A 20395-nucleotide genomic window follows, 5' to 3' on the forward strand; every position below is an offset into this window, starting at 1 on the left:
AAGCATAAATCTAAAACGGACTACTCATGGCAGAAGAATTGACCTGGGCAGAAATCAAGCAACTGTTTAAGGAGACGGACGCAAAGTTCAAAGAAACAGATGCAAAGTTCAAGGAAACCGACAAACGGATTCAACAGGCTTTCGACTTATTCGAATCACAGTGGGGGCGCCTCATGGAGTCTCTGGTTGAGGGTGATGTGGTGCGGATCCTTCAGGAAAAGGGTATCAAAATTAACCGGACCTCCACCCGCGTGAAAGGTACCTATGAAGGCACTAGCTATGAGTTCGACATCATTGCCCATAACGGCAAAGAGATCGTGGTCATTGAAGTCAAGACTACCTTGCGCACGAAGCATGTCCGTCAGCACGTCAAAAAGCTGCAACAGGTAAAAACCTGGCTGTCCGAATACCATGACCACAACGTTTACGGTGCTGTCGCCTTCCTGCGTGCGGAGGAAAACAGCGAAGATATGGCCGAAAAACGAGGCCTGTTCGTCATCCGCGCCACCGGTGATTCCGCTGCCATCATGAATGCGGAGGGGTTTGAGCCGCGGGTGTTTTAACTACCGCAAAAGCAGCACACTGCCCGAAAAGCGCTCCACCTGCCCATCAATAAACAACACTTCAATCGTATAGGTGAAGACTCCGGAGGACATCAGATTGCCGCCAACGGTGCCGTCCCAGGTAGGTTGCGTGGCATCCGGTGTGTAGTTGCCTGCTTCAAAGACCAACCCGCCCCAACGGTCAAAAATCTGTGCTTGTACAATTTGCTGAATCCCAGGGCCGGGGAAAATCCGGAATACATCATTTCTGCCATCACCATTGGGTGAAAAGACATTTGGGATGTAAAGCTTTCTGGGGCGCTCCACAATAATGGTGATGCTTTCCGCTGTGGCACAGCCTTCCAGGGTGGTGATCAGCAACTGATAGGTGGTCGTCTCTACTGGTTGGGCTATTGGGCTGGGGCAATCGGTACAATCAAGGCCATCTGGAGGAGACCATTCAAACCGGTCTGGCCCGCCACTCACCTGAGCCGCAAGTTCTACTGTCTGGCCCAGTTCCAGAGTCGTGTCGGCGGGAAGGGCTAACAGTAATTCAGGGGGGCTGCCTACCACGATTTGGGTGTCGCTCAGGCATCCCCGCGCATCGCGAATGGACAAGGTATAGACACCGGCTTCCAGGTTGTCGAACTGACGATTTTCAAAGAATTCACCATCGTCGAGGCGGTAGGCGTAGGGAGCCGTACCACCAGTACTTTCCGAAACGGTAATCTGTCCATCGGGAGTCCCAAAGCAGGAGGCGGAATCCACGATTGCCGAGAGGGCGATTTGTGGCAGCTCATCCAGCACCCTGGCATTGGTCGAATTGGTACAGCCATTAGCGTCGGTGATGGTAAGGGTGTACAACCCTGGCATCAGCTTGGTATTTGAAGCAGTGGTAGGGCCATTACTCCATGTGTAAGCGTAGGGCGGTGTGCCCCCGAAAGGACTGCCTTCCAATTCGCCTGTCAGGGTCGTGCAATCGAGCCGTGCATCATCCAACTGAACGGATGGGGTATCAACCACGGTCAGCGTTAAAGTGTGGACGGAGTCGCAGCCGGTAACTGATGCAAAGGTTTGAGCATACGTACCGGCTTCGGTCTGCGGCAAGCCAAAAACCGTTGCCGTATCGCCCGCGCAAATCTGTAGGTTTGAACTGCCGGTTATGGGTGGCCTTGCTCCTACGTTGAAGACAACCGTAGAGTCACAGCCTTCCGCATTGGTAAAGGTGAACAGAGCAGTGGTGTCCGGAGCGAGTGTGGTACCGGCATAGTCGATAGTCCCGCCAGCGCAGGCCAGCGTATCCAGGAATACAAGTTGGGTGTCAATAGGGGTAACCCTAATCAGTTGTAGTGTGCCGGAAGCATCGGTCAGGGTGTCGGCATCTCCGGGGAGGAACCAGGTATTTTCAAGCAGGAGGCTGTCATTGGCACAGACAACCGTGTCCAGTGTTTGATCGCAGGGAATCAGACTGAGGGTAATGCTGTCCACGCTGGCACAACCTTCGCCATTCTCAGAGGTTACAACGTACAGGGTCGTACTGTCCGGGCTGGCAAGGGGCGTGGTGCAGTTGGTACAGCTCAGGCTGCCCGCAGGCGACCACTCCACGGTATAGCCGCTGAGGGCTTCGGCTGATAATTGTACGGTATCCTCCGGGCAGAGGAAGCCTACCGCAGGGTCTGCACTCAGCACTACGGGGTCGGTATAGGTCACCTGAATAGTATCTGCATCGCTAAGGGCGCAGCGGTTCGTCACTTCCACCCAAAAAGTACCGGCATCGAAAATGGTGTAGGTGCTTTCTGTGCTGCCGTCCTGCCAAAGGTATTCATCAAAGTTGCCAGGCGACAGGACAACGGTGGCATTCTCACAGGCTTCCTGATCGGGGCCAAGGTCCGCCACCGGCGCAGTGCGCTGCAAGGGCAAAGGCGCGAGGTTGTCCAGATAGGTGCATTCAATGATGGCACCTCCGGCAAAAGCAGTCTCCGGGTCGAAAGGGGGTGCAGTGCTGCCGTTGTCATTCAGCACCAGATATCCAGTGCCCGAAGGATAGGGCAGGTCAAGCCAAAGGGTGTCGCAGCGGTTGTTCAGGATGCTGTCCACCTGCACGACAAAGCTGTCTATTGCTACTGCGCCGGACTGTGGGTTCCCATCGTAGTAAGTCACGGGCAACGCTCCAAAGAACGGGCCGGCTTCAAAATTACAAATCCGGATTCGGGTGCGCAGACTGTCCCCGTTGCAGAATACGCTGTCAACTTCCAGTACCAGGTTTTGGACGCAGAGGTCTTCGCAGGTCGGCGGGCTGCACAGGAAGGTGTTGCTCAGGCTGCCTACCCCAGGCTCTGGCTGAGAAACGGCCGGGTCGAAGCTGTGCGGCAGGGGCTGAGCGGTGTAGGCCTCTTCGTGCAGTACCTCCCAGTCGGTAGCATTGACGGTGACCGGTGCGGTGAAGGTGCATTCCCCCTCCAGGATTTCCCCCTCCAGATTGGTGCGGATGAATAGCGCATTTTCAGTCCCTCCGGCATCTATTGAAGTGCTCACCAGGTAGATGGAACTGCCGGTTTGCAAAATACGGTTGCCGCCGCCCTCCGCAAAAGCAAAAGTGCTTTGATCCGGCAATCCGTATTTTCTCGCCCACTGCGGATTGCCTTCAGCATCGATTTTGAGGAGGAGCAAATCCTGGCTTTCTCCCTGGCCCACCGCACTCAGGAGGAAGCCATCCTGCGCCCTGACCAGTTCCAGCCCGGGCTGGAGGGCGGTATAGCCGGGCACCTCGAAGGCCCTGCCCCAAACCAGATTGCCGGAGAAGTCCGTTTTGTATAGCCCAATGATACCTTCAGCCTGCGCATCGGTGCCCGCCGGTGCGCCCTGAAAAGCGGAAATCAGCCCGGTGGCATCCGGCGCAATCGCTCTTCCTGAGAGTTGGGCGGTGACGCCGGGAGGAGCAAGGTACTGCCTCGACCAGACTTCTGCGCCTGTCAGTGTGAAGGCGGCATTGACAGGGCGGGCGCTGCCCGGGCCGGTTTCAAAACCGGCCTGCCCGGTGGCGTAAATGGCGCTGCCTACAACCGTCAGCCCTTCCAGAAAAGCCTGATCGCCCTGCGCCAGTTGCCGGTGCCAGAGCAATGCCCCGGAACCAGTGTCTACTTCGCCCAGCAGGCCCGCTGTGGTGTTGCCCTGCCCCAGGCTGCCCGTAAAGAAAAGATGGCCATTTTCGGGGTTCAGGGCGATTTTCCGGAGGCTACCGTTGTTGCCAAGTGGCAGGGTGGTCGACCAAAGCAGGGCGTTATCTACCGGGTCGTATTTGAAAAGGGTGCCCCATCGCTCGTCCCCGGCTTGTCCGATAGCGCCGCCCAGCAGCAAGCCACTGCCATCGGGTCGCAGGTGGACGATGCGGTCTGCGCCCGGGCTCAGGTCAAAGGTGTACTGCCAGACGATGCTTCCCGCCAGTGTGGCGCGGGTAATGGCAGCGGCTTCACCCGCGTGGCCGCCCAGGTAGAAATCGCCGTTGTTGCCTTGTACCAACGTGGTTGCCCCGCTGCCTGCATCTAGCAATTGGACAAAAGTCTGCCCGCAGTCTGCCGAGCAGGGGCAGGCTTCGTCTTCACAATCGGTCAGCCCGTTGAAGTTATCGTCCAGCCCATTGTCGCAGATTTCCGCCTGCGGGCAGGGGGCCGGCTCGAAGTAGCAGGTGACCTCATGGTTTCTGTAAAAAGGGCTTGTGCTCCCGGTAATGGGGATGCGTTCCAGTGGTACATCTTCCAAAGTGGGTTGGTGCTCAATGACTTCGACGGCCACATCTTCGCTCTCTATTGCTAACGGGAGGAACGGGGTGCAGCCTGTCCAATCTTCGTACACTTTGCGGATTTCGAAGCTTAGGTCTTCGTTAACGGTGACGAAAGTGGTGGTGCTGTCCCGGTGCAGTAATTTGTAAAAAGTGTAAAAGTGATTGTCACTCAGTGTAGTGTAGTCTACCTGTACGGCTTCAATGGGTATCCCATCAGGGTCAATTTCTATAAAAGCGTGAAAATTGTTGGGGTTGTCTATGGTGCCTGATGCTCCCTGTGAGCCCAATAAAATGTTTCCGTTGGCCTTTTGCGAAAGGCTGGATCCACCTTGAAGGTAAAGTAAGCTCTCCGAACTATAGCTTTTTGACCAAATGACCTCTCCGTTTGGCGTAAGTTTAATTATTAGTGTCTCACTACCTAAAATATTCTCCGTGGCGACAGTGCCGGTCAGGAAAAGTGCATCTTCGGTGGCAAGCATAGCACCAGGGAAATAAGTTGTGCCTGAGTCAACTTGAGGTAAATATTCTTTGGAAAAAAGTATAGTTCCATCTGGCTGTAGCGCTTCAAGTATAACATTACTGGAGGTCGAATCAGCCCAATGTACGGTCTGGTAAAAATGCTCATTGAGTAGAACAGCGTTTTCAATTGGGCCGGAGATGTCTATAGTGTAGGCATTTTCATAGTAATTGAAGGACCGTATGAAGTCCAGTGAATTGGTATGGCTATTGTACTTGCCGTAAAAGTCTCTTTGTAAGTAGTTGTTATTTCCCAGGTCAATATTGTAGTCTCCAGCTAGCCAGTAACTATCGCTATTTTCAAGAGGGGTTATGTTTTGAATAAGTACTGTTGTGTCGGGACCTGCCCACCACCTTTCTGCCCAGTCAATATTTCCGGTTTGGGTATTGATCTCCATCAAGTTGAACCCATAGTTGAATCCATTACCGCTGCAAGCTATTATCCCGTTTTCGGAGGGGGTAATCTGAAATATCCTCAAATCCGGGTCAATATCAATTTGTCTGGTCCAACCGATTTGTCCATCCGGGTTGACTTTACTGATGAAGGAGTTCTGACTATTGAAAAAGCTACTGCCTACATAGCCTGAAAAGTATAACCCACCATCCGGGGCGAATTCGATATCCGTTAGATGTGGAAACTCCACTTCATTTGTAAAAGTATCTGTGACAGATGTGATAAAGGTATTCTCGCACGGGCCACCATTGTAGGGCCCTTGTACCTGAAAACGGTTGCAAATAGCCTCGGCACAGAGACCGGTGCTTGCTTCCAGGCAAATCTCGTAGAAACCAGGCGTGCTACTGCTGAATGTATAGGAATCCGCTGTAGAGACCAGGCTGTCCTGTAGGAACCACCGGTAAGCATTGGCACCGGTGGAGGTGTTCTCGAAATTCAGCGTGGCGCCGACAAGCACAGTGGTGTCCGTGGGCGTGAAGGCGGCGACAACAGGGCAAAAGACCGTGACCTGCTGCTGAAATACTGCGGGCTGGCAGAGCGTATCTCCACTGGAAGCCACTAATCGAAGTTGCTGCGGGGCCAGGGTACCAGGCGTCCACACCGGATTGGCGGTGGTACTGATCAGGCTGTCGTTGAGGTACCAGGCATAGGTGTCCGCATTAGTCGAGAGGTTCTCCAGGGGAATGGGCACATCCAGAGGGACGGATGCCGGCAGGGGGGCAAAATCGGCCGTAACCGGTGCCGGGCAGGGCGGGCGGCAGCCGAATGAGCTCAGGAGGCTTTGCCGTTGGTTTAAGGCAGATAGCCGCATACGTTCGATCTGGTCCGGGGTGAAATGAATGCCACATTCCAGGCGGCTGTAGTCCATGTGGTTGCGGTAATCATCCGGCTGATCCCCCAGCCCGCCCAGGCTTAGCGGGCGGAAGGGGTTGTTGTCGGAAACATCGACGGTATCGGTAAAGCAACTGTTATCGGGTTGGTCGCAGGGCGGCTTGGCAGTCGTCTGATCGGGCGGCGTATCACAAACGCGGTCGCCGTCGAACAGGCAGTTGTCATTTTCGCACCCGCCCTCAAAGGTGTGGTACAGCCCAAGGTAGTGCCCCATTTCGTGGGCAAGGAGACTGCTGCTGTCGGGCGATGTGCCAGTGTAGTCAGCTTCTACGACAATACCATCTCGGTCCTGTCCGTGTGCGCCGGGCAGGAAGGCGTAGCCAAGGAAGTTGCAATTGCCGTTTATGCAGACTTCTTCCACCACCCAGATGTTGATGTAGTGCAGGGGGGCGTACCTGCTCAGGTTTTTCAGTTCAATGTCGTTTTCCTGCTCTTCCATCACAGCCAGGGGGGAGGTCACCCTTTCCACACCGGTGGAGGGTAAATTGTCCGGTGTGCGTTGCGCCATACAGAATTGAATATAGGTGTTGCTGCCCTGCGCGGCATTGTAGTAGCCGGTATTTGCAAAGGCATCATTGAGGTGCTGCAAGGCCTGTTGCATCTGCGCATCCGGCACGGGGTCCTGTTCATCGCTCTGAATGATATGGAAGACAACGGGGAGGACGAGCAGTTCGTCATTGGACCGGGCTGATGCGCTGATCCGAGAGCGCTTGTCCGCCAGCCTTTCCTCAAAGGCTAAATGCCGCTGCCGGTAGGCTTCGTCTTCGGTCATGAGCCGTTCGTGGAGCAGCGATTGTGCGCAAGTCTCCTGCGCTACAGCAAACGGAGCCGAAACCATCAGAAAAGCAAGTGCACAGTATAGGGCTACACCACTTCTAAGGGATAATAATGGGTAATTTGTTTTCATAGCTAAGCGCATTGTGGTTAAATATACTCGTCACGAAGTGGTTTGGTCGAACCTGTGCTGACATCCATATGATCGTCAGTAGCTAAACCACGACGGCCGAGTAAATGCTGACCTGTTGGAGGTATGGCCCGCCCAAACCCCAACAGCGTCAGTATAGCAATGTCGTATATAAGACCGGCTAAACCGTGTTTTGGTTCGTCTGTAGGTCTGTGCATCACTTAAGCTCCCTTAAGATACGGATTTTCCAATAAAAAATCAGCCGCTCCCGAGGCATTCCGGAAGCGGCTGAAATAAACCAAGAAGTGTATGTTTCTTATTGCTCTTCCATCATAAAGGGTGTGGAATAAGCGTGCGTAAGCAAATCAAAAGTCGTCACAATGCCGATGAGGCGGCCTTTGTCCACTACCGGTAAGGCGTGGAAGAGGTTCTCCCGGAAAAAGCCGACGGCCATTTCCAGCGAATCACCGGGAGCAAGGGTAGCCACCTGCCGGGTCATGGCTTCTCCGGCCAGGAGGGAGCGCATGATGGCATCGTTGTACTGTTCGCTTTTCTGAGTTTTAAACAGGGTGAAGCCGTGCAACAGGCGATAGTAATCAGACTTGCTGATGATACCCACCACTTTGCCATCGTCGACCACAGGGATGTGGTGGATGTTGTTTTTGCGGAAGATATCCTGTACATCACTCATTGTGTCATTCGGCCCCACTGTGATTACAGGTGTGCTCATGATTTGAGCAACGGTGGTGGTTTTATCAGTCATGGCTGTTGATTTTTCGGATTTAAAGTTCTTCTTCGAATACTTCTTCCTGCTTGGGAGGCATAGGCTCTCCAAACCGGTACGAAAGCAGATCGTGCGTAGTCACCAGCCCCATCAACTGATCGTCTTCGACGATGGGTAGGGCATGGAACTTGTTGGCCAGGAAGATATCTGCTGCCAACCCCACGGTATCGTCAGGGTCAAGCGTGACCGGATAACGGGTCATAATGTCGGTTGCTTTCAGGCTTTGGTATTCCTTTTCAGAATACTTCTTGCCGGTGGTCTGTAGCGACAGTACATAAGAAAGCTTGAAAACATCTTCCTTGCTGATGATGCCGATCAGACGTTCGCCCCGGTCAACGACTGGGATATGATGGAATTCATTCTCGCGGAACAGCTCCTGAATGGCTTCTACGGTGCGGTCGGGCCCAACCGTAATGAGGTTGGTTGTCATAATTTCCCGAATAGGTGTGTCCGGATTCATAATGGCCGATTTTCTGTTATCTAATAAGGTTGTGCCGGGCAAAGAATGTTTGCGTAGACTGGTAGTCTCCAAAGAGCCTTAGTACTTCGTTGTAGTGAGGCATGAGGTCTTTGGCCGCAGTGGCTACTGCATTCCGGTCTGCCCGGTTGGTTGCTTTTGCGAAAGTATATAGAGCTTCCGCCATTGCTCGTTGTTCGTATATCAGTCGTTTGACGGTTTGGTCGTCAAAGTCGTACAATTCCTGATCAAAAGGCTTTTGCATAATGTACTGCCATTCCAGGCGGAGCTCCTTGCCGAGGGCAATAAATTCACCCCAATCCATAAGGCAAAGCATTTCATCACTGGCGGCTTCTGTGAGCAGCTCCAGTCCGCCCTGAAAGTCATAAAGGTCATCCAGATAGTAGTCGATGCCGTAGTGCCCGCGCAGGACCATCAGTTCGTACTTCACGTGCTCTAACTGATTGGCTGCTGTGTAGGGGCGGTTAGCATCAATTGCATAGTACGCATCGCCCAGCCAGCTGTCAATGCGGCGCAGGGTCTCCTTTTCGGCAGGGTACTGATGCGCGAGCTGATCGCGCAGCCGACGCCAGCGGAATTCCAGGTAGAAGACGGCCTTTTTAGCATCGTGCGTATTGGCTTGCAGGGTGTAATCCAGTGCCGGTAGAAATGCCCGGTCAAATTGCACCATGCCGGGGCGCACATCCCGCCTGGCAGCGCTGGTCATCAGCAAAGTCGCCAAAAGCAGTATCGTAGTCCGGATGAAGTTTTTCATGATGCCCTGGTTTTATGTTCTATTCAAATGTAACCGGAATTTCAGCGCAAAGCAGATGACTTTTCTCAGTGGTTTTCAGTGACTTTGGTTAGGTGGTCAGTGAGTAGAGGGCAAAAAAAAGCGCCGGTAATGCAACAGAGGCACTACCGGCGCTTTAGGTTAAGCCGGGCTGAGGAACAGGGGCTTACTGAATAGAGAACTCTACATCAGCAAACACTTTCTCTTCGCAATCGTGGTCACTACAGGCTTCCACTTCGAGGTGGAATTTAGTGCCTGCAGGATACCCTGACAGATCAATGTCCTGCTCGAAAACAACTTTTTGATCGTGGTCATGCATGTGCTGATCAATAATCTTAGTATCTACATCACCATCTGGATGGAGAACGATGTCAATATCATGATTGGTATCAGTAGCTTCGACTTCAATATGGATATGAACGTCGCTTGCATCGGCCACCACCTCATCGGCACCAGGCTCCAGGATGTTGATTGTGATTTCGTTGTGATCGTGGTCATGATCATGGTCATCTTCTTCATCACAGCCAGTGAAAACCATTACGCTGAGCGCTAGCATTAGAAGCGAGGAATACTTTAGCATTTTCATCTTTAGAATTTTAATTTAATGCAACGATGTTGCAAAAATAACACGGGGATTCCAAAAATGCAACACTGATGCAAAAAAAACGGCTGAGCAAATGATGCCCAGCCGACAGAAAAGCTTAATTACACTCAAATTCTTAGAGGCTTACCGTACACTTCCATCCGGGTTTTTCACCCAGCCGAGTGTCCAGTCATTATCCGGGCTTTCTATAGCGCCCTTGAAGTTGGCCGGTGCGAAGAAGCTGCCCAGGGAGGAAGGATCAAAGTCGCTGCCTGCGCGGGCGTCGGGTACAAAGTCGTTAGCCCCAATGCCAGGGATGGCTTCTTCAGAGTTGTTGAATGAGGGATCTGTGAAGAACGGCTCTGCATCATCGCGTGCCAGTTGATCGCAGCCAAATACATTGGAGTAGGCAAAGACTACCGGGCCGTTGATGTCTGTGACCTCAGGCCGGCCATCGGTTTCATTGGCCTCGGCGCGGGTTGCCCAGGAAGGGATGCCAGTAATTACGGCATTATACATTTTGTTGCCACGGGTAGACCAGAAGCGGACACCATCTGGTTCGCCATCTGGTTCAAACTCAGCACCTGGCCCTACTACAGTTACGTTGGAGATCAGCGCCTCTGAGTCGCCACGCAGGTACATGGACTCTGCGCCTGCACCGGGTACTGTACTTACGGCAATGATGAACTGCATGTTGCCGCTGTAGTCATCATCAGTGCGGTATTGGGTGTCTTCGGAGTTGGTAGCAATGAGGTGGGAAACATTCACATCGCCACCAGCAATGAAGATCGCCTCATCTGTACACTGCCATACCTGCACGTGAGATACCTGTGTGCCGTTGCCTACATCGTCCAGGACGAAAGCCCGGTCTCCGGCATACTCAATACGCAGGTACTGTACAAACCCGCTGTTGGTGCCTTTGCCCTGCCCTTCAATCTGGAAGTCGTTCCAGTCGCCTGCTTCCGGGTTTGCACCGGGGCGCAGTACGTTTTCGCTGGTCATCACCACCGGAGCATCAGCGGTGCCGCGGATATCGGCCGTACCAAAGACCGTTACGTCCATATCCACACCGGCCTGCAGATAGATGGTCACACCCGCTTCAATCTGGAAAGTGGAGCCTTCCTCAAAAGAGATGTTCACGTCTGGTGCAGGCTGCGCCAGGTAGTAAGAACGGCCCTCGGCGAACTTCACAGTCGTACCAGCCGGGATGATGCCATCTGTCGGCAGGTCTACATCAAACACAGAAGTGCCACCAATATCAATGGCATCGTACAGATTGACACTCACGCTGAAAGCTGCCGGAGCAGACTCCAGGTCCTGGGTGTTCACACCAATAAATTCGTACTCCACCAGTTCTCCCTCCATCGCATCGGCAGAAACTATTTGCCCGGTGTAGGTAAAGGTCGTGGCGTCCGGGTCGGGAAGCGTGATTTCTTCCAAGAAGCCGCCGCCGCGGTTCACGATGATGGAACTAAGGCCACCTTCTGCCTGAAGGCTGAGCTCTACGGTGATATCCTGGCCGGGCTTCAGGTTGACGAGGTTGTCGCCAACTACGGAAATTGCGGGTGCAGGGAAAACAGGCTCTTCGTCATCGCCGCAGGCCTGGAATAAAAGCATACCGCCCAGCGCGAATAACAAGAGGGTGAAAAAAAGAATGTTGAGGTTTCATGACAAGTGAATTTAGAAGAAGTTAAAATTTGATTTTTCTATCGTATGGTGCCGTCCTGGTTTTTGCACCAGCTGCCGTCGGCCGTCCAGTCGTTGGCTTCGTTTTCGACTGCACCGATGTAAGGCGCAGGTGTAAACCAGTTGCCAAAACGGGCATCTGCTGCCGGATTGAACGGACTGGGCACGGAGCCCACAAAATTGCCGGGCGTGATGCCGGGTACAGGCTCTTCGCTCAGGTTGAAATCGGGATCGGGCAGAAAGTAATCGGCTGCCAGTTCGTCGTAATTGGTCTTGTTGCTCCAGGACCGGATGTTGCCGATCTCCATGGTGCCATCGTCGAGGCGTTCGGTCGCCACATCTTCCACCCGCACTGCATCGTCCGGGTAGTTGGTGGCGATCATATTGTGGAAAAGCCCCATTGCGCCCCTTCTGACCCGGAACCCCCGCCGGGTACCATCTGCATCGGTGCTGCCGTTGCCAATCATCGTTACATTGGAGATGTAGGTGTAAGTGCGGGGCTCCAGCTCAAAATTGCTGGCATCGTTGCGCAGCTCCAGGGAACGGGCAATGTTGTTAAAGTTGACCGGGATAATGGTAGCCGCAATGGAGGTCTGAAAGAGGAGGAATTGCCCTCTGCCCCGCCATCCGTGCTCTGCCCAAAGCCCGTAGGCCCCGTGGTCAGTCACTACGACATACTTGATATCCGCCCCGCCGCCTTTGAAACGGATGCCGTTGTCGAAGCAGTTCCACACCTGCAGGTAGCGGATTTGCGTGCCAGAGCCTACGCCATATAGCTGAATACCATCGGCATCACTTTTGCCTGCATATTCAATGCGTACATAGCGCAGGGAGCCGGAGCTTTCGCCCAGGTTATTGCCGCCGTAGGTGAAGCCTTCCTCAAAGACCACTGCGGCCTGATTAGTGGGGGCATTGCCGTAGACAAATATGCCGCCCCAATCACCCCATGCTGCGGTGCCATCCAGGATGCCCTGACTGGTGAAGACAATCGGGCTGTCTTTGGTGCCTTCGGCAATGATCCGGCACCCTCGCGTAATCGCCAGGCGGGAATCCTCCGTACCATTGAAAGTGCGCATGAGGATGGTTGTGCCGGGCTCAATCGTGAGGGTACTGTTGTCCTCCACCGATACCAGCCCGTTGATGAGGTAGGTATGCTGGGCTTCCAAAAGGATGTCGCGGTTGATCCGGCCAGTAATGACTTTGACCTCGGTGCCGGCAATGGTCTCGTCGGTAATGTCGAAGGGCGGGCCAACTATCACCTCAAAGGTAAAGGGCTCCGCAGTAGCGCCAAGCTGATCGGTCAGCTCCAGAGTAAAGTTTAGCGCTGTGCCATCCGGGAGTTCTTCCACGAGATAGTTAAAGTCATACTGGAAGATCAGGTCGTCTGCCGGAAAGTCGATATTGTCATAAGGTTCTCCGTCTTTTAGTACCTGCAAGGCGCCCAGCCCACTGATGGCCCGCAGCTCAAAGCTCAGGTTGACTTCCCGCCCCCGGTCCTGCCGGAAGGACTCCACCGGCACGAGGGGTTGAATTTCCGGGCCTTGCTTTTCAAAGGTGTTGTCGTCCTTTTGGCAGCTCAGTAAAAGCAGCGCCAGGCTGAACAGAAGTGTGGTATTTCGGATTCTCATGGTTCTACTCGGTTATTATAATCTGTAAGAAAGGCCGAAGCGGTTCCACCAGCCTACGACTTCATACTGTGCAATGCGCTCCCGTATGCCCTGATAGACAATCACGGGGGCATTGGTCACATTCAGGAACTCCCCAAACAGGGTGATGCGATCGGTAACGGCTACAGAGCCATTCAGATCAACCTGCAGGCGCCCCTCCTGTACCAGGTCGTTGCGGGCTTCCCCGGCTACGGTGTTCAGGAAGGTACCGTTGTAGTTCAGGGACCCTTTTACAGAAAACTGCTTGTAGTCGTAGCTCAGGGCAGCATTCCAGGTATGCGTCGCCTGCCCGGGCAGGCTGATGTTGTCCCGGTCGCTGGTAAAGGCATCCGATTCGGTGAAGGTGTAGTTGAAAAAGAGCCCCAACCCATCCAGTGGTTTAGGAAGGAATGATAATGCGGCCTGCACGTTCATCTCAAAACCGTACACGACTGCGGTTTCCCCGTTTTGCTCCTGCCGGAACTGGAAGCCTGGGAACTCATCGTAGAAGGGATCGCCCGGGCGCAGAAAGCGCAGGTTGCGGCTAAACTGGAAATCGTCGATTTGCTTATAAAACAGGCCACCGGAAATAATGCCCACGTTGCCCAGGTAGCGTTCCGCCAGCAGGTCGAGGTTGAGGGCGGAGCCGGGGCGCAGATCGGGGTTGCCGGCCTGTATGCGGGAGCCTTCCTCGTCAATATTCAGAAAAGGCACGATGTCGTCAAAGTTGGCGCGTGCGTAGCTCCAGGTAGCGGCAGCCCTCAGATTGGTGAATTTGCCGAGGCTGTACTTCAGGTGGATATTGGGCAGCAAAAAGCTGTAATTCGTCCCATCGGTAATGGGAGTGGCCTCTCCGGTAATATTATTGACGGAGAAGGCATCGTAATTGACCTCATTGGTTTCGTACCGCAGCCCGCCGAGCACCATGAGGTTCCGGAATTGTATACGGGTCATGGCATAGCCGGCGATGATGTCCTCGGAGGCTTCGTAGGAAGCATTGAATGAGTTACGGTTAGACCGAATGGGGTCGAAGATGAATAAGTTGTCGTTGCGGTCAACGAAATCCCGGTATTTCCCGGGGTCTATACCGGGGCCGAAACGTACATTGCCGTCCAGGAAGTTCTCATCCTCAAAATCACTGATGACGCTGGCAAAGCCTTCAGACTGATCGAGTACCCGGTTGGGGTCTGAAAAGTTATAGACATCGCTGTCAAAGGCTTTAATATTGGTTTGCCGCCGGTATTTAACCCCGGTCTTGAACGTAGCCTGGTACGAACCAATCTGATAGGGTAGTTCGTAGTTGACCTTAGCCACGCTGTTGGTGGCATCGAGGTTGAGGCTCGACTGCTCGAAACGGTTGATATCCGTAATCAGGAATGGGTCAAAGAAGCCCAGCTCACTACCGATGGTCCGGAATTGGGCAAAATCGCTGTAAATGCCGGAGGAGTTCAGCGTATAGAGGTCGATCCGGCTCTGCTCCCCGCGCTCAAAACGGCCAATAAGGGCATCTTCCACCCGCCGGCTATCGGCGTGGTAGAGCCCCCAGTCGATAGTGCCGCGACCAAATTTGTGCTGTCCCTGCAGGTTGTAGGAGAGGTTCTCAGAAAAAGACTCCGCCAGGCGGATATCCCGGCGCAGCTCTGCCCCGCGGATGGTATCCAGGGAAACCCAGGTGACGCCGGCAGATTCGTTGAGGAAGGTGCGGAGGCGGTTCCTTTCGTCGGTATCGCCCCGGCGGGAGTACATGAAGTTGAAGATGATGTCGGAATTGGGTGAAAATTTGTAGTCCAGGGTGAGGGTCGCACCCATGCGCGTCCGTTGGTTGACGAGGTCAGACACCTGATGATTTTCGATGACAACGGTGTCCCGGCCCAGGCCAAGTACCGGCGTATCCCCAAATGGCGACCACACGGCTTCCAGTTCGTCAGATTCGTTGTCGGTCTCGAAGTAGCTCAGCCCGATGAGGGCACCGAAGCGGCCGGTACCCAGCTTATCATCTTCCCAAAATCGGCGCCCGGCTTTGAAGCGCCCGATGCCGTTGTAACTTTGGGACATACTGTTGTAGCCCCCGCCGGCTTCGGCTTTCAGCTTGAGATCCATGCCTGTGGCGGTTGGGGTACGCAGGTTGACCGTACCACCGATGGCATCCCCATCCATATCGGGCGTGATGGCTTTGGTAATCTCCATAGAGGCCAGTTGATCAGCCGGGATAAGGTCGAGTGATTCATTACGGGAGCCATCGCTCTGCGTGGAAGGCAACTGCTCGCCATTAATGTTGATGGTGGTAAAGTGCGTGGGCGTTCCCCGCAGCGAAACCGTGGAGCCTTCGCCCCGGGAGCGGCTGATATTCACACCGGGTACACGCTGCAGGGCTTCTGCCACGTTGAGGTCAGGGAAGCGGCCGATCAGGTCTGCCGAAATCACATTGATAATATTGTCGGCGGAGCGCTGTTGGTTGAGGGCTTTCTTTTGCCCTTCGAGCTGACCACGCACGACGACCTCTCCCAGTACGGTGGCATTTAGGAGCAGCTCTACATTGGCATTCACCGTCCCACCGGCAGGAACGTCCACATCCAGGGTATCTGTTTGGTAACCGATGTAGGAAATCTGTAGTTGCTGTTTGCCGGCCGGCAGGTTGGGCAGGCGGTATTCGCCGGTGAGTTCGGTAATCGTGCCCCGGCCGTTGCTCATGGCCACAACTGTAGCCCCGGGCAGTGCCTCGCCGGTGGCAGCATCTGTGATGATACCGAAAGCGGTACCGGTCTGTGCACTCAGGGTGGCGCTTGCTAATAGTAGTATGATTATTTGGAATAGGTACTTCATTGCTTACAAAGCATTTAGGATCAGTAATGCGGCAGCCAGGATTATTAGTGTGACGAGTACTTCGACTACGGCATTAAATCTCAATTTTTCATCCAGGTCGTTTTTATCTGAGCTCATCCTTCTCCCGTTTTTGAGTTAATGCAAATGTATGTCCGGCAGCTACAGGAAAATGGCACTGAGGTTACAGGGAAGGGGGAATACGTTGCTTGTGTGCGTAAAAGCGTTACAAAAGGCAGGTAATGGGGTTACTTCCCGGCTTGTTTGGCGTACTGAGAGGGGCTGAGGCCGTACTGTTTCTTAAAGCTTTTGCCAAAATAGGCAGGATCCTGAAATCCGACGCGGTAGGCGACTTCGCTCACATTGACTTTGTTCTGAGCAAGCAGTTGGGCGGCATGTTTCAACCGGATGTTGCGGATAAAGGTACTCGGAGATACATCGAGCAGCCCCTTCAGCTTGCGGTAGAGGTGTACCCGGCTCAGGTTGACGGCCTCGGCTAATGCTTCCACGCTCCAGTCCGGGTCATCAAGGTGGGCTTCCACGGCAGCCTGCACCCGTTGGAGCAGCTCCTCGTCGTAGCTGCTGAGCTGCAGCGCTTCGGTTTGTAAATCCGGCCCGTGGCTGTAGCGTCGCCTCAGAAGGTCGCGCATTTTGAGCCGGTTTTGGATGCGGCTGCGCAGTTCCCTCATGATGAACGGCTTGGCCAGGTAATCATCGGCACCGGTTTCCAGGGCGTGTACACGATCGGTATCTTCTCCCTTTGCGGTAAGCAGCAGGATAGGGATGTGGCAGTATTCGGGATCGGTTTTCAGCGCCCGGCACATCTCTATACCGTCCATTTCGGGCATCATGATGTCAGAAAGGATGAAATCAGGGGTGTGGGTACGGGCTTTTTCTAAACCGCTGCGCCCGTTTTTGGCAGTCGTGATTTTGTAAGCTCCCGAAAGGTTGTCCCGCAGGTAACGGCGCAGGTCGGGGTCGTCTTCCACAATGAGAAGGTGAAGCTTGCTGCTGCTGTTGGTGTTTTCCGGAGCGGCATTGGGCTCGTCTACGCTGAGTTGGTACTCCACCGGCAGCGGCTTCACGAAAGCGGATGCTACGTTTTCGTCCGACTGCCCTACGGGCTTAAGCGGGAGAAGCAGGGTAAAAGTCGTACCTGAATCCGGCTGGCTTTGGAGCCTGATGGAGCCGCCCATGGCCTCTACCAGGGACTTGGTTAGCGATAAGCCAATACCGGTGCCTTTGGTCTGTTCGCTTTTGTAGAAGCGTTCGAAGACTTTTTCGCGCACTTCCGGAGCAATGCCCTGACCCGTATCGGCAACGGTCAGTTGAACCTTGCCGTTATCTGGTTTTTGCGACAGTGCCACCCGCACCTGCCCGCCCGGCTTATTGAATTTGATGGCATTGGAGATGAGGTTATAAATGATTTTTTCGAGCTTGTCTTTGTCGGCTTCGTACCAGGCCTCCGGCAGTTCATCTGCAAAATAGAGCTCAAGCTGATGCTTGGCGGCCTGCCCCCGAAAGGTATCGCAGATGTGTTTGGTCATTTGCCCAAGCGGGACAGGCTCTTTTCGCAGCCCTACTTTGCCGGTCTCCAAGGCGTTGATATCCAGCACCTGATTGACCAGCAGGAGCAGGCGGCGGGCATTGAAGTGCATAAGGTTTAATTGCCGCCCCAGCCAGTCTTCAGCCTTGTGTTGTTCCAGCACCTGCTCAAGGGGGTCGATAATAAGCGTAAGAGGAGTCCGGAATTCGTGAGAGACATCGGTAAAGGACTGTAGCTTGAGCTGATGGACTTCCTCCAGCTTTTCTTTTTCCAGTTCCTTAATGCGGATCTCGTTTCGAAGTCGGGCACTGCGCAGGCTGAGGTAGCGGAGCAGGTAGATGCCCAGCAGAATGACCAGGCTGTACAGTAGTATAGCCCACCAGGTGCGCCAGGGCGGAGCTTCCACGGTGATCTTCAGTTGAGTGGGCTCCGGGTTCCATAGCCCATCGTTGTTGGCCCCTTTGAGCAGGAAGGTGTAGGTGCCTTCCTTGAGGTTGGTGTAGGTGGCCGACCGTTGGCTACCGACCTCGTTCCAATCGTCTTCCAGCCCTTCCAGCTTGTATTGGTAACGGTTCTGCTCCGGGCGCAAAAAGTTGAGGGCTGTAAATTCGAGGGTAATGATGGACTGAAAATAGCGCAGCTGTAGTTCATCAGTTTGAAGCATACTGACGTTCAGTAAGCGGGTATCATCGCCCGGAGTTACATCTTTATTGAACAGCTTGAGTGCCGTCAGGTATACTGGTGGGACATAGGTGTTGTCGGCCAGCGAGGCGGGGTCGAAAGTGACAAACCCGTTGCTGCCGCCAAAAAAGAGCTGCCCGTTGGTAGCGGTGAAAAAGGCACCCTCGTTAAGCTCTTCGAGTGGGAAGCCGTTGGTGTAGCTGTAATTTCTGAAGCGCTGGTTTTCATTTTCCCAGCGGCTAATACCATTGATGGTGCTGGCCCAGATTTGCCCCTGCTGGTCCTGCAATAGTCCCAGTACCGTATTGTTTTGCAAGCCATTCCGGGTATCGAAGGTTTGAAACTGCTGGCGTTGCCGGTCAAAGCGGCAGATGCCTCCCCCTTTGGTGGCTACCCAGATTTGCCCCTGCTGGTCTTCCAGCACATGAGTGACATCATTGCGCGGCAGGCTGTTAGGGTCTCCGGGGAGGTGCTCAAAAGTAGTGATGCGGCCGGTTTGTTCATTAAACAGGACCAGGCCACGGCCAAAAGTGGACAGCCAGAGGTTGCCCAGCTGATCGGCATGGATGGCTTTAACGTTTACATTCAGCAGGTGCTGATGCAATGCTTTACGCATGGGATAATCTACGTACTGTCCGGACTGTGGGTCAAACTTATGCAGCCCGCCGTGTTTATCCGTACCAATCCAAAGATAGGTGCCCGCCGGAGCAATGGCATTTACAATGGCATCGGAAAGTGCAGGGAGTTGTGAGGTTTCGGCACCAAAGTGAGGGGTAAACCGGTTGGTTTTAGCATCATAGGCATGGAGCCCGCCTTTAAAGGTGCCCACCCATAGCTGCCCGTCCGGAGCGGCATAGAGGGATTTGATTGTCATGCTCCTGAGCTCATGCCCGGATTGGCCCCGCAGCCGACGGAACCGCCGGGTTTGAGGGTCAAAGAGGTTGAGGCCGCCTCTTTCTGTGGCTACATAGTATTTGCCGTCTGTGGCTTCGGCAAAAGCACTGACGACATTGAAGCTCAGGCTGTAATCCAATTCCGGCAGATGGGTATAATGCTGAAAACGCTGATTGTCCGGATCGAAATAGTCTACTCCGCCAAAGTAGGTACCCACCCAAATCGCTCCTTTCCGGTCTTGCAGCAGGGCACGTACGGAGCCGTGGCTCAGCCCACTGCTGGAGCGGCTGTCCTGTAAAATTTTTTGTAAAGACAGCGTCCGGGTGTCCAGGATGTTGAGCCCCTGGAAGGTACCAATCCACAGCTTTTGATCGGGGGTGACTTCGAGGCAGCGCACAAAGGCATTGGAGAGGCGTACTTCTGATTCCGGGCGGTCATCGTAGTGGGTCGTCAGTTGGCCCTTCTGATCATAGGCGCATACTCCCCCGCCGTAGGTGGCCACCCAAAGTTTGCCGTCGGGGGCCTGTATGATATCCTCCACCCGCTCGTTACTGATTTGGTGGGCTGGTCTTTGGGCATTTGGAGTATAAGTAATGATGGTTTGCTGATCTGGCAGCTGACAGAATAAACCGCTGGTTGTTCCCACCCATAACCTGTCCTCCCCGTCGGTGAAGATTTTGGTGACGTAGCGTTCACCCACCGCTTTTACCAGAGGGGTATTGGGCTGCTCAAAGGCATCCGTTACCGGATTATAATGGAAGAGGCCATCATTCGTCCCGGCCCAGAGCTGATGTTGAGGGTCAATCCAGAGGCAGCGGGTCTCCTGCTGAGGGAGATTGGGGATCGTGTAGTTCCGGAACCCCGACTGATTGATCAAGTACCGGCTTACCCCACCTTGAGTGGCGATCCAGATATTACCAAGAGAGTCGCCGGTGATGTCATTGATGACGTTGTTTGCCAGGGAAGTGCTGTCGGCGGGCCGCCGGCGGAATACCTCGAAAGCATACCCGTCAAAACGGTTGAGCCCGTCCCGGGTGCCCAGCCAGAGGAAGCCATAGTTGTCCTGGTAGGCCGAAAGGACCGTGCTCTGCGATAACCCTTCGCCTACACCATAGTTGATAAACCTGGGGCCCCCCAACTGGGCGGAAGCCTTGTTGCTAAGCCCGGCCATGGCAGCCAGACAAATGGCAGTGTACAGCAATACCGGCAGGTCCCTAATCATCATATTGGCTTTACCTTCCTGAGGGCTACTCGAAAAATGAAATGCACAACTGGTTTTGTTCCAACGTCGTATAAAACCAACCAAAGGGCGGGTTTTGAAAGATGTTGGAGCAAAAGCTTTAAAAAGTTGTGCATTTTATTTTTGCCCCACTACTAATTTAACCATTTTCATGATAAAGAGGACTGTTGTCCGGGG

10 protein-coding genes are annotated in these 20395 nt (G+C 53.9%); 1 reads left to right on the top strand and 9 read right to left on the bottom strand.

The window, feature by feature from the left end; translation table 11 throughout:
- Nucleotides 1–26 precede the first annotated feature (26 nt).
- Entirely contained in the window at nt 27–563 is a 537-nt protein-coding gene (locus IX84_RS09730; protein WP_044219460.1) for a YraN family protein, read from the top strand.
- On the opposite strand, the gene IX84_RS09735 is transcribed toward IX84_RS09730, so the two are convergent.
- The 9 genes from IX84_RS09735 to IX84_RS09775 all read right to left on the bottom strand — a co-directional run bounded on the left by IX84_RS09735 (nt 564) and on the right by IX84_RS09775 (nt 20203).
- Nucleotides 564–7091, bottom strand: coding sequence for a M43 family zinc metalloprotease (locus IX84_RS09735; RefSeq protein WP_160213718.1), 6528 nt, complete (start codon nt 7089–7091; stop codon nt 564–566).
- A gap of 313 nt (nt 7092–7404) precedes the next feature.
- On the bottom strand, nt 7405–7851 hold the full coding sequence (locus IX84_RS09740) for a CBS domain-containing protein (protein ID WP_044219466.1): 447 nt from the start codon (nt 7849–7851) through the stop codon (nt 7405–7407).
- 19 nt (nt 7852–7870) lie between these two features.
- Entirely contained in the window at nt 7871–8332 is a 462-nt protein-coding gene (locus IX84_RS09745) for a CBS domain-containing protein (RefSeq protein WP_044219468.1), read from the bottom strand.
- A gap of 16 nt (nt 8333–8348) precedes the next feature.
- Nucleotides 8349–9104 carry a hypothetical protein gene (locus IX84_RS09750; RefSeq protein WP_044219471.1) on the bottom strand — a complete coding sequence of 252 codons (756 nt, stop codon included), beginning with the start codon at nt 9102–9104 and terminating at the stop codon, nt 8349–8351.
- 184 nt (nt 9105–9288) lie between these two features.
- On the bottom strand, nt 9289–9708 hold the full coding sequence (locus IX84_RS09755) for a hypothetical protein (protein ID WP_044219473.1): 420 nt from the start codon (nt 9706–9708) through the stop codon (nt 9289–9291).
- Nucleotides 9709–9849: 141 nt separating this feature from the next.
- Nucleotides 9850–11322: a hypothetical protein gene (locus IX84_RS09760; RefSeq protein ID WP_152604983.1), complete on the bottom strand. Its 1473-nt coding sequence runs from the start codon at nt 11320–11322 to the stop codon at nt 9850–9852.
- Nucleotides 11323–11411: 89 nt separating this feature from the next.
- A complete protein-coding gene (locus tag IX84_RS09765; RefSeq protein WP_044219477.1) occupies nt 11412–13019 on the bottom strand; it encodes a hypothetical protein in 1608 nt (535 codons plus the stop codon).
- A gap of 15 nt (nt 13020–13034) precedes the next feature.
- A complete protein-coding gene (locus IX84_RS09770; RefSeq protein WP_044219480.1) occupies nt 13035–15860 on the bottom strand; it encodes a TonB-dependent receptor in 2826 nt (941 codons plus the stop codon).
- 245 nt (nt 15861–16105) lie between these two features.
- Nucleotides 16106–20203, bottom strand: coding sequence for a hybrid sensor histidine kinase/response regulator transcription factor (locus IX84_RS09775; protein WP_081968687.1), 4098 nt, complete (start codon nt 20201–20203; stop codon nt 16106–16108).
- Between the last annotated feature and the right edge of the window lie 192 nt (nt 20204–20395).

It is taken from the genome of Phaeodactylibacter xiamenensis (assembly GCF_000759025.1).
GTDB lineage: Bacteria > Bacteroidota > Bacteroidia > Chitinophagales > Saprospiraceae > Phaeodactylibacter > Phaeodactylibacter xiamenensis.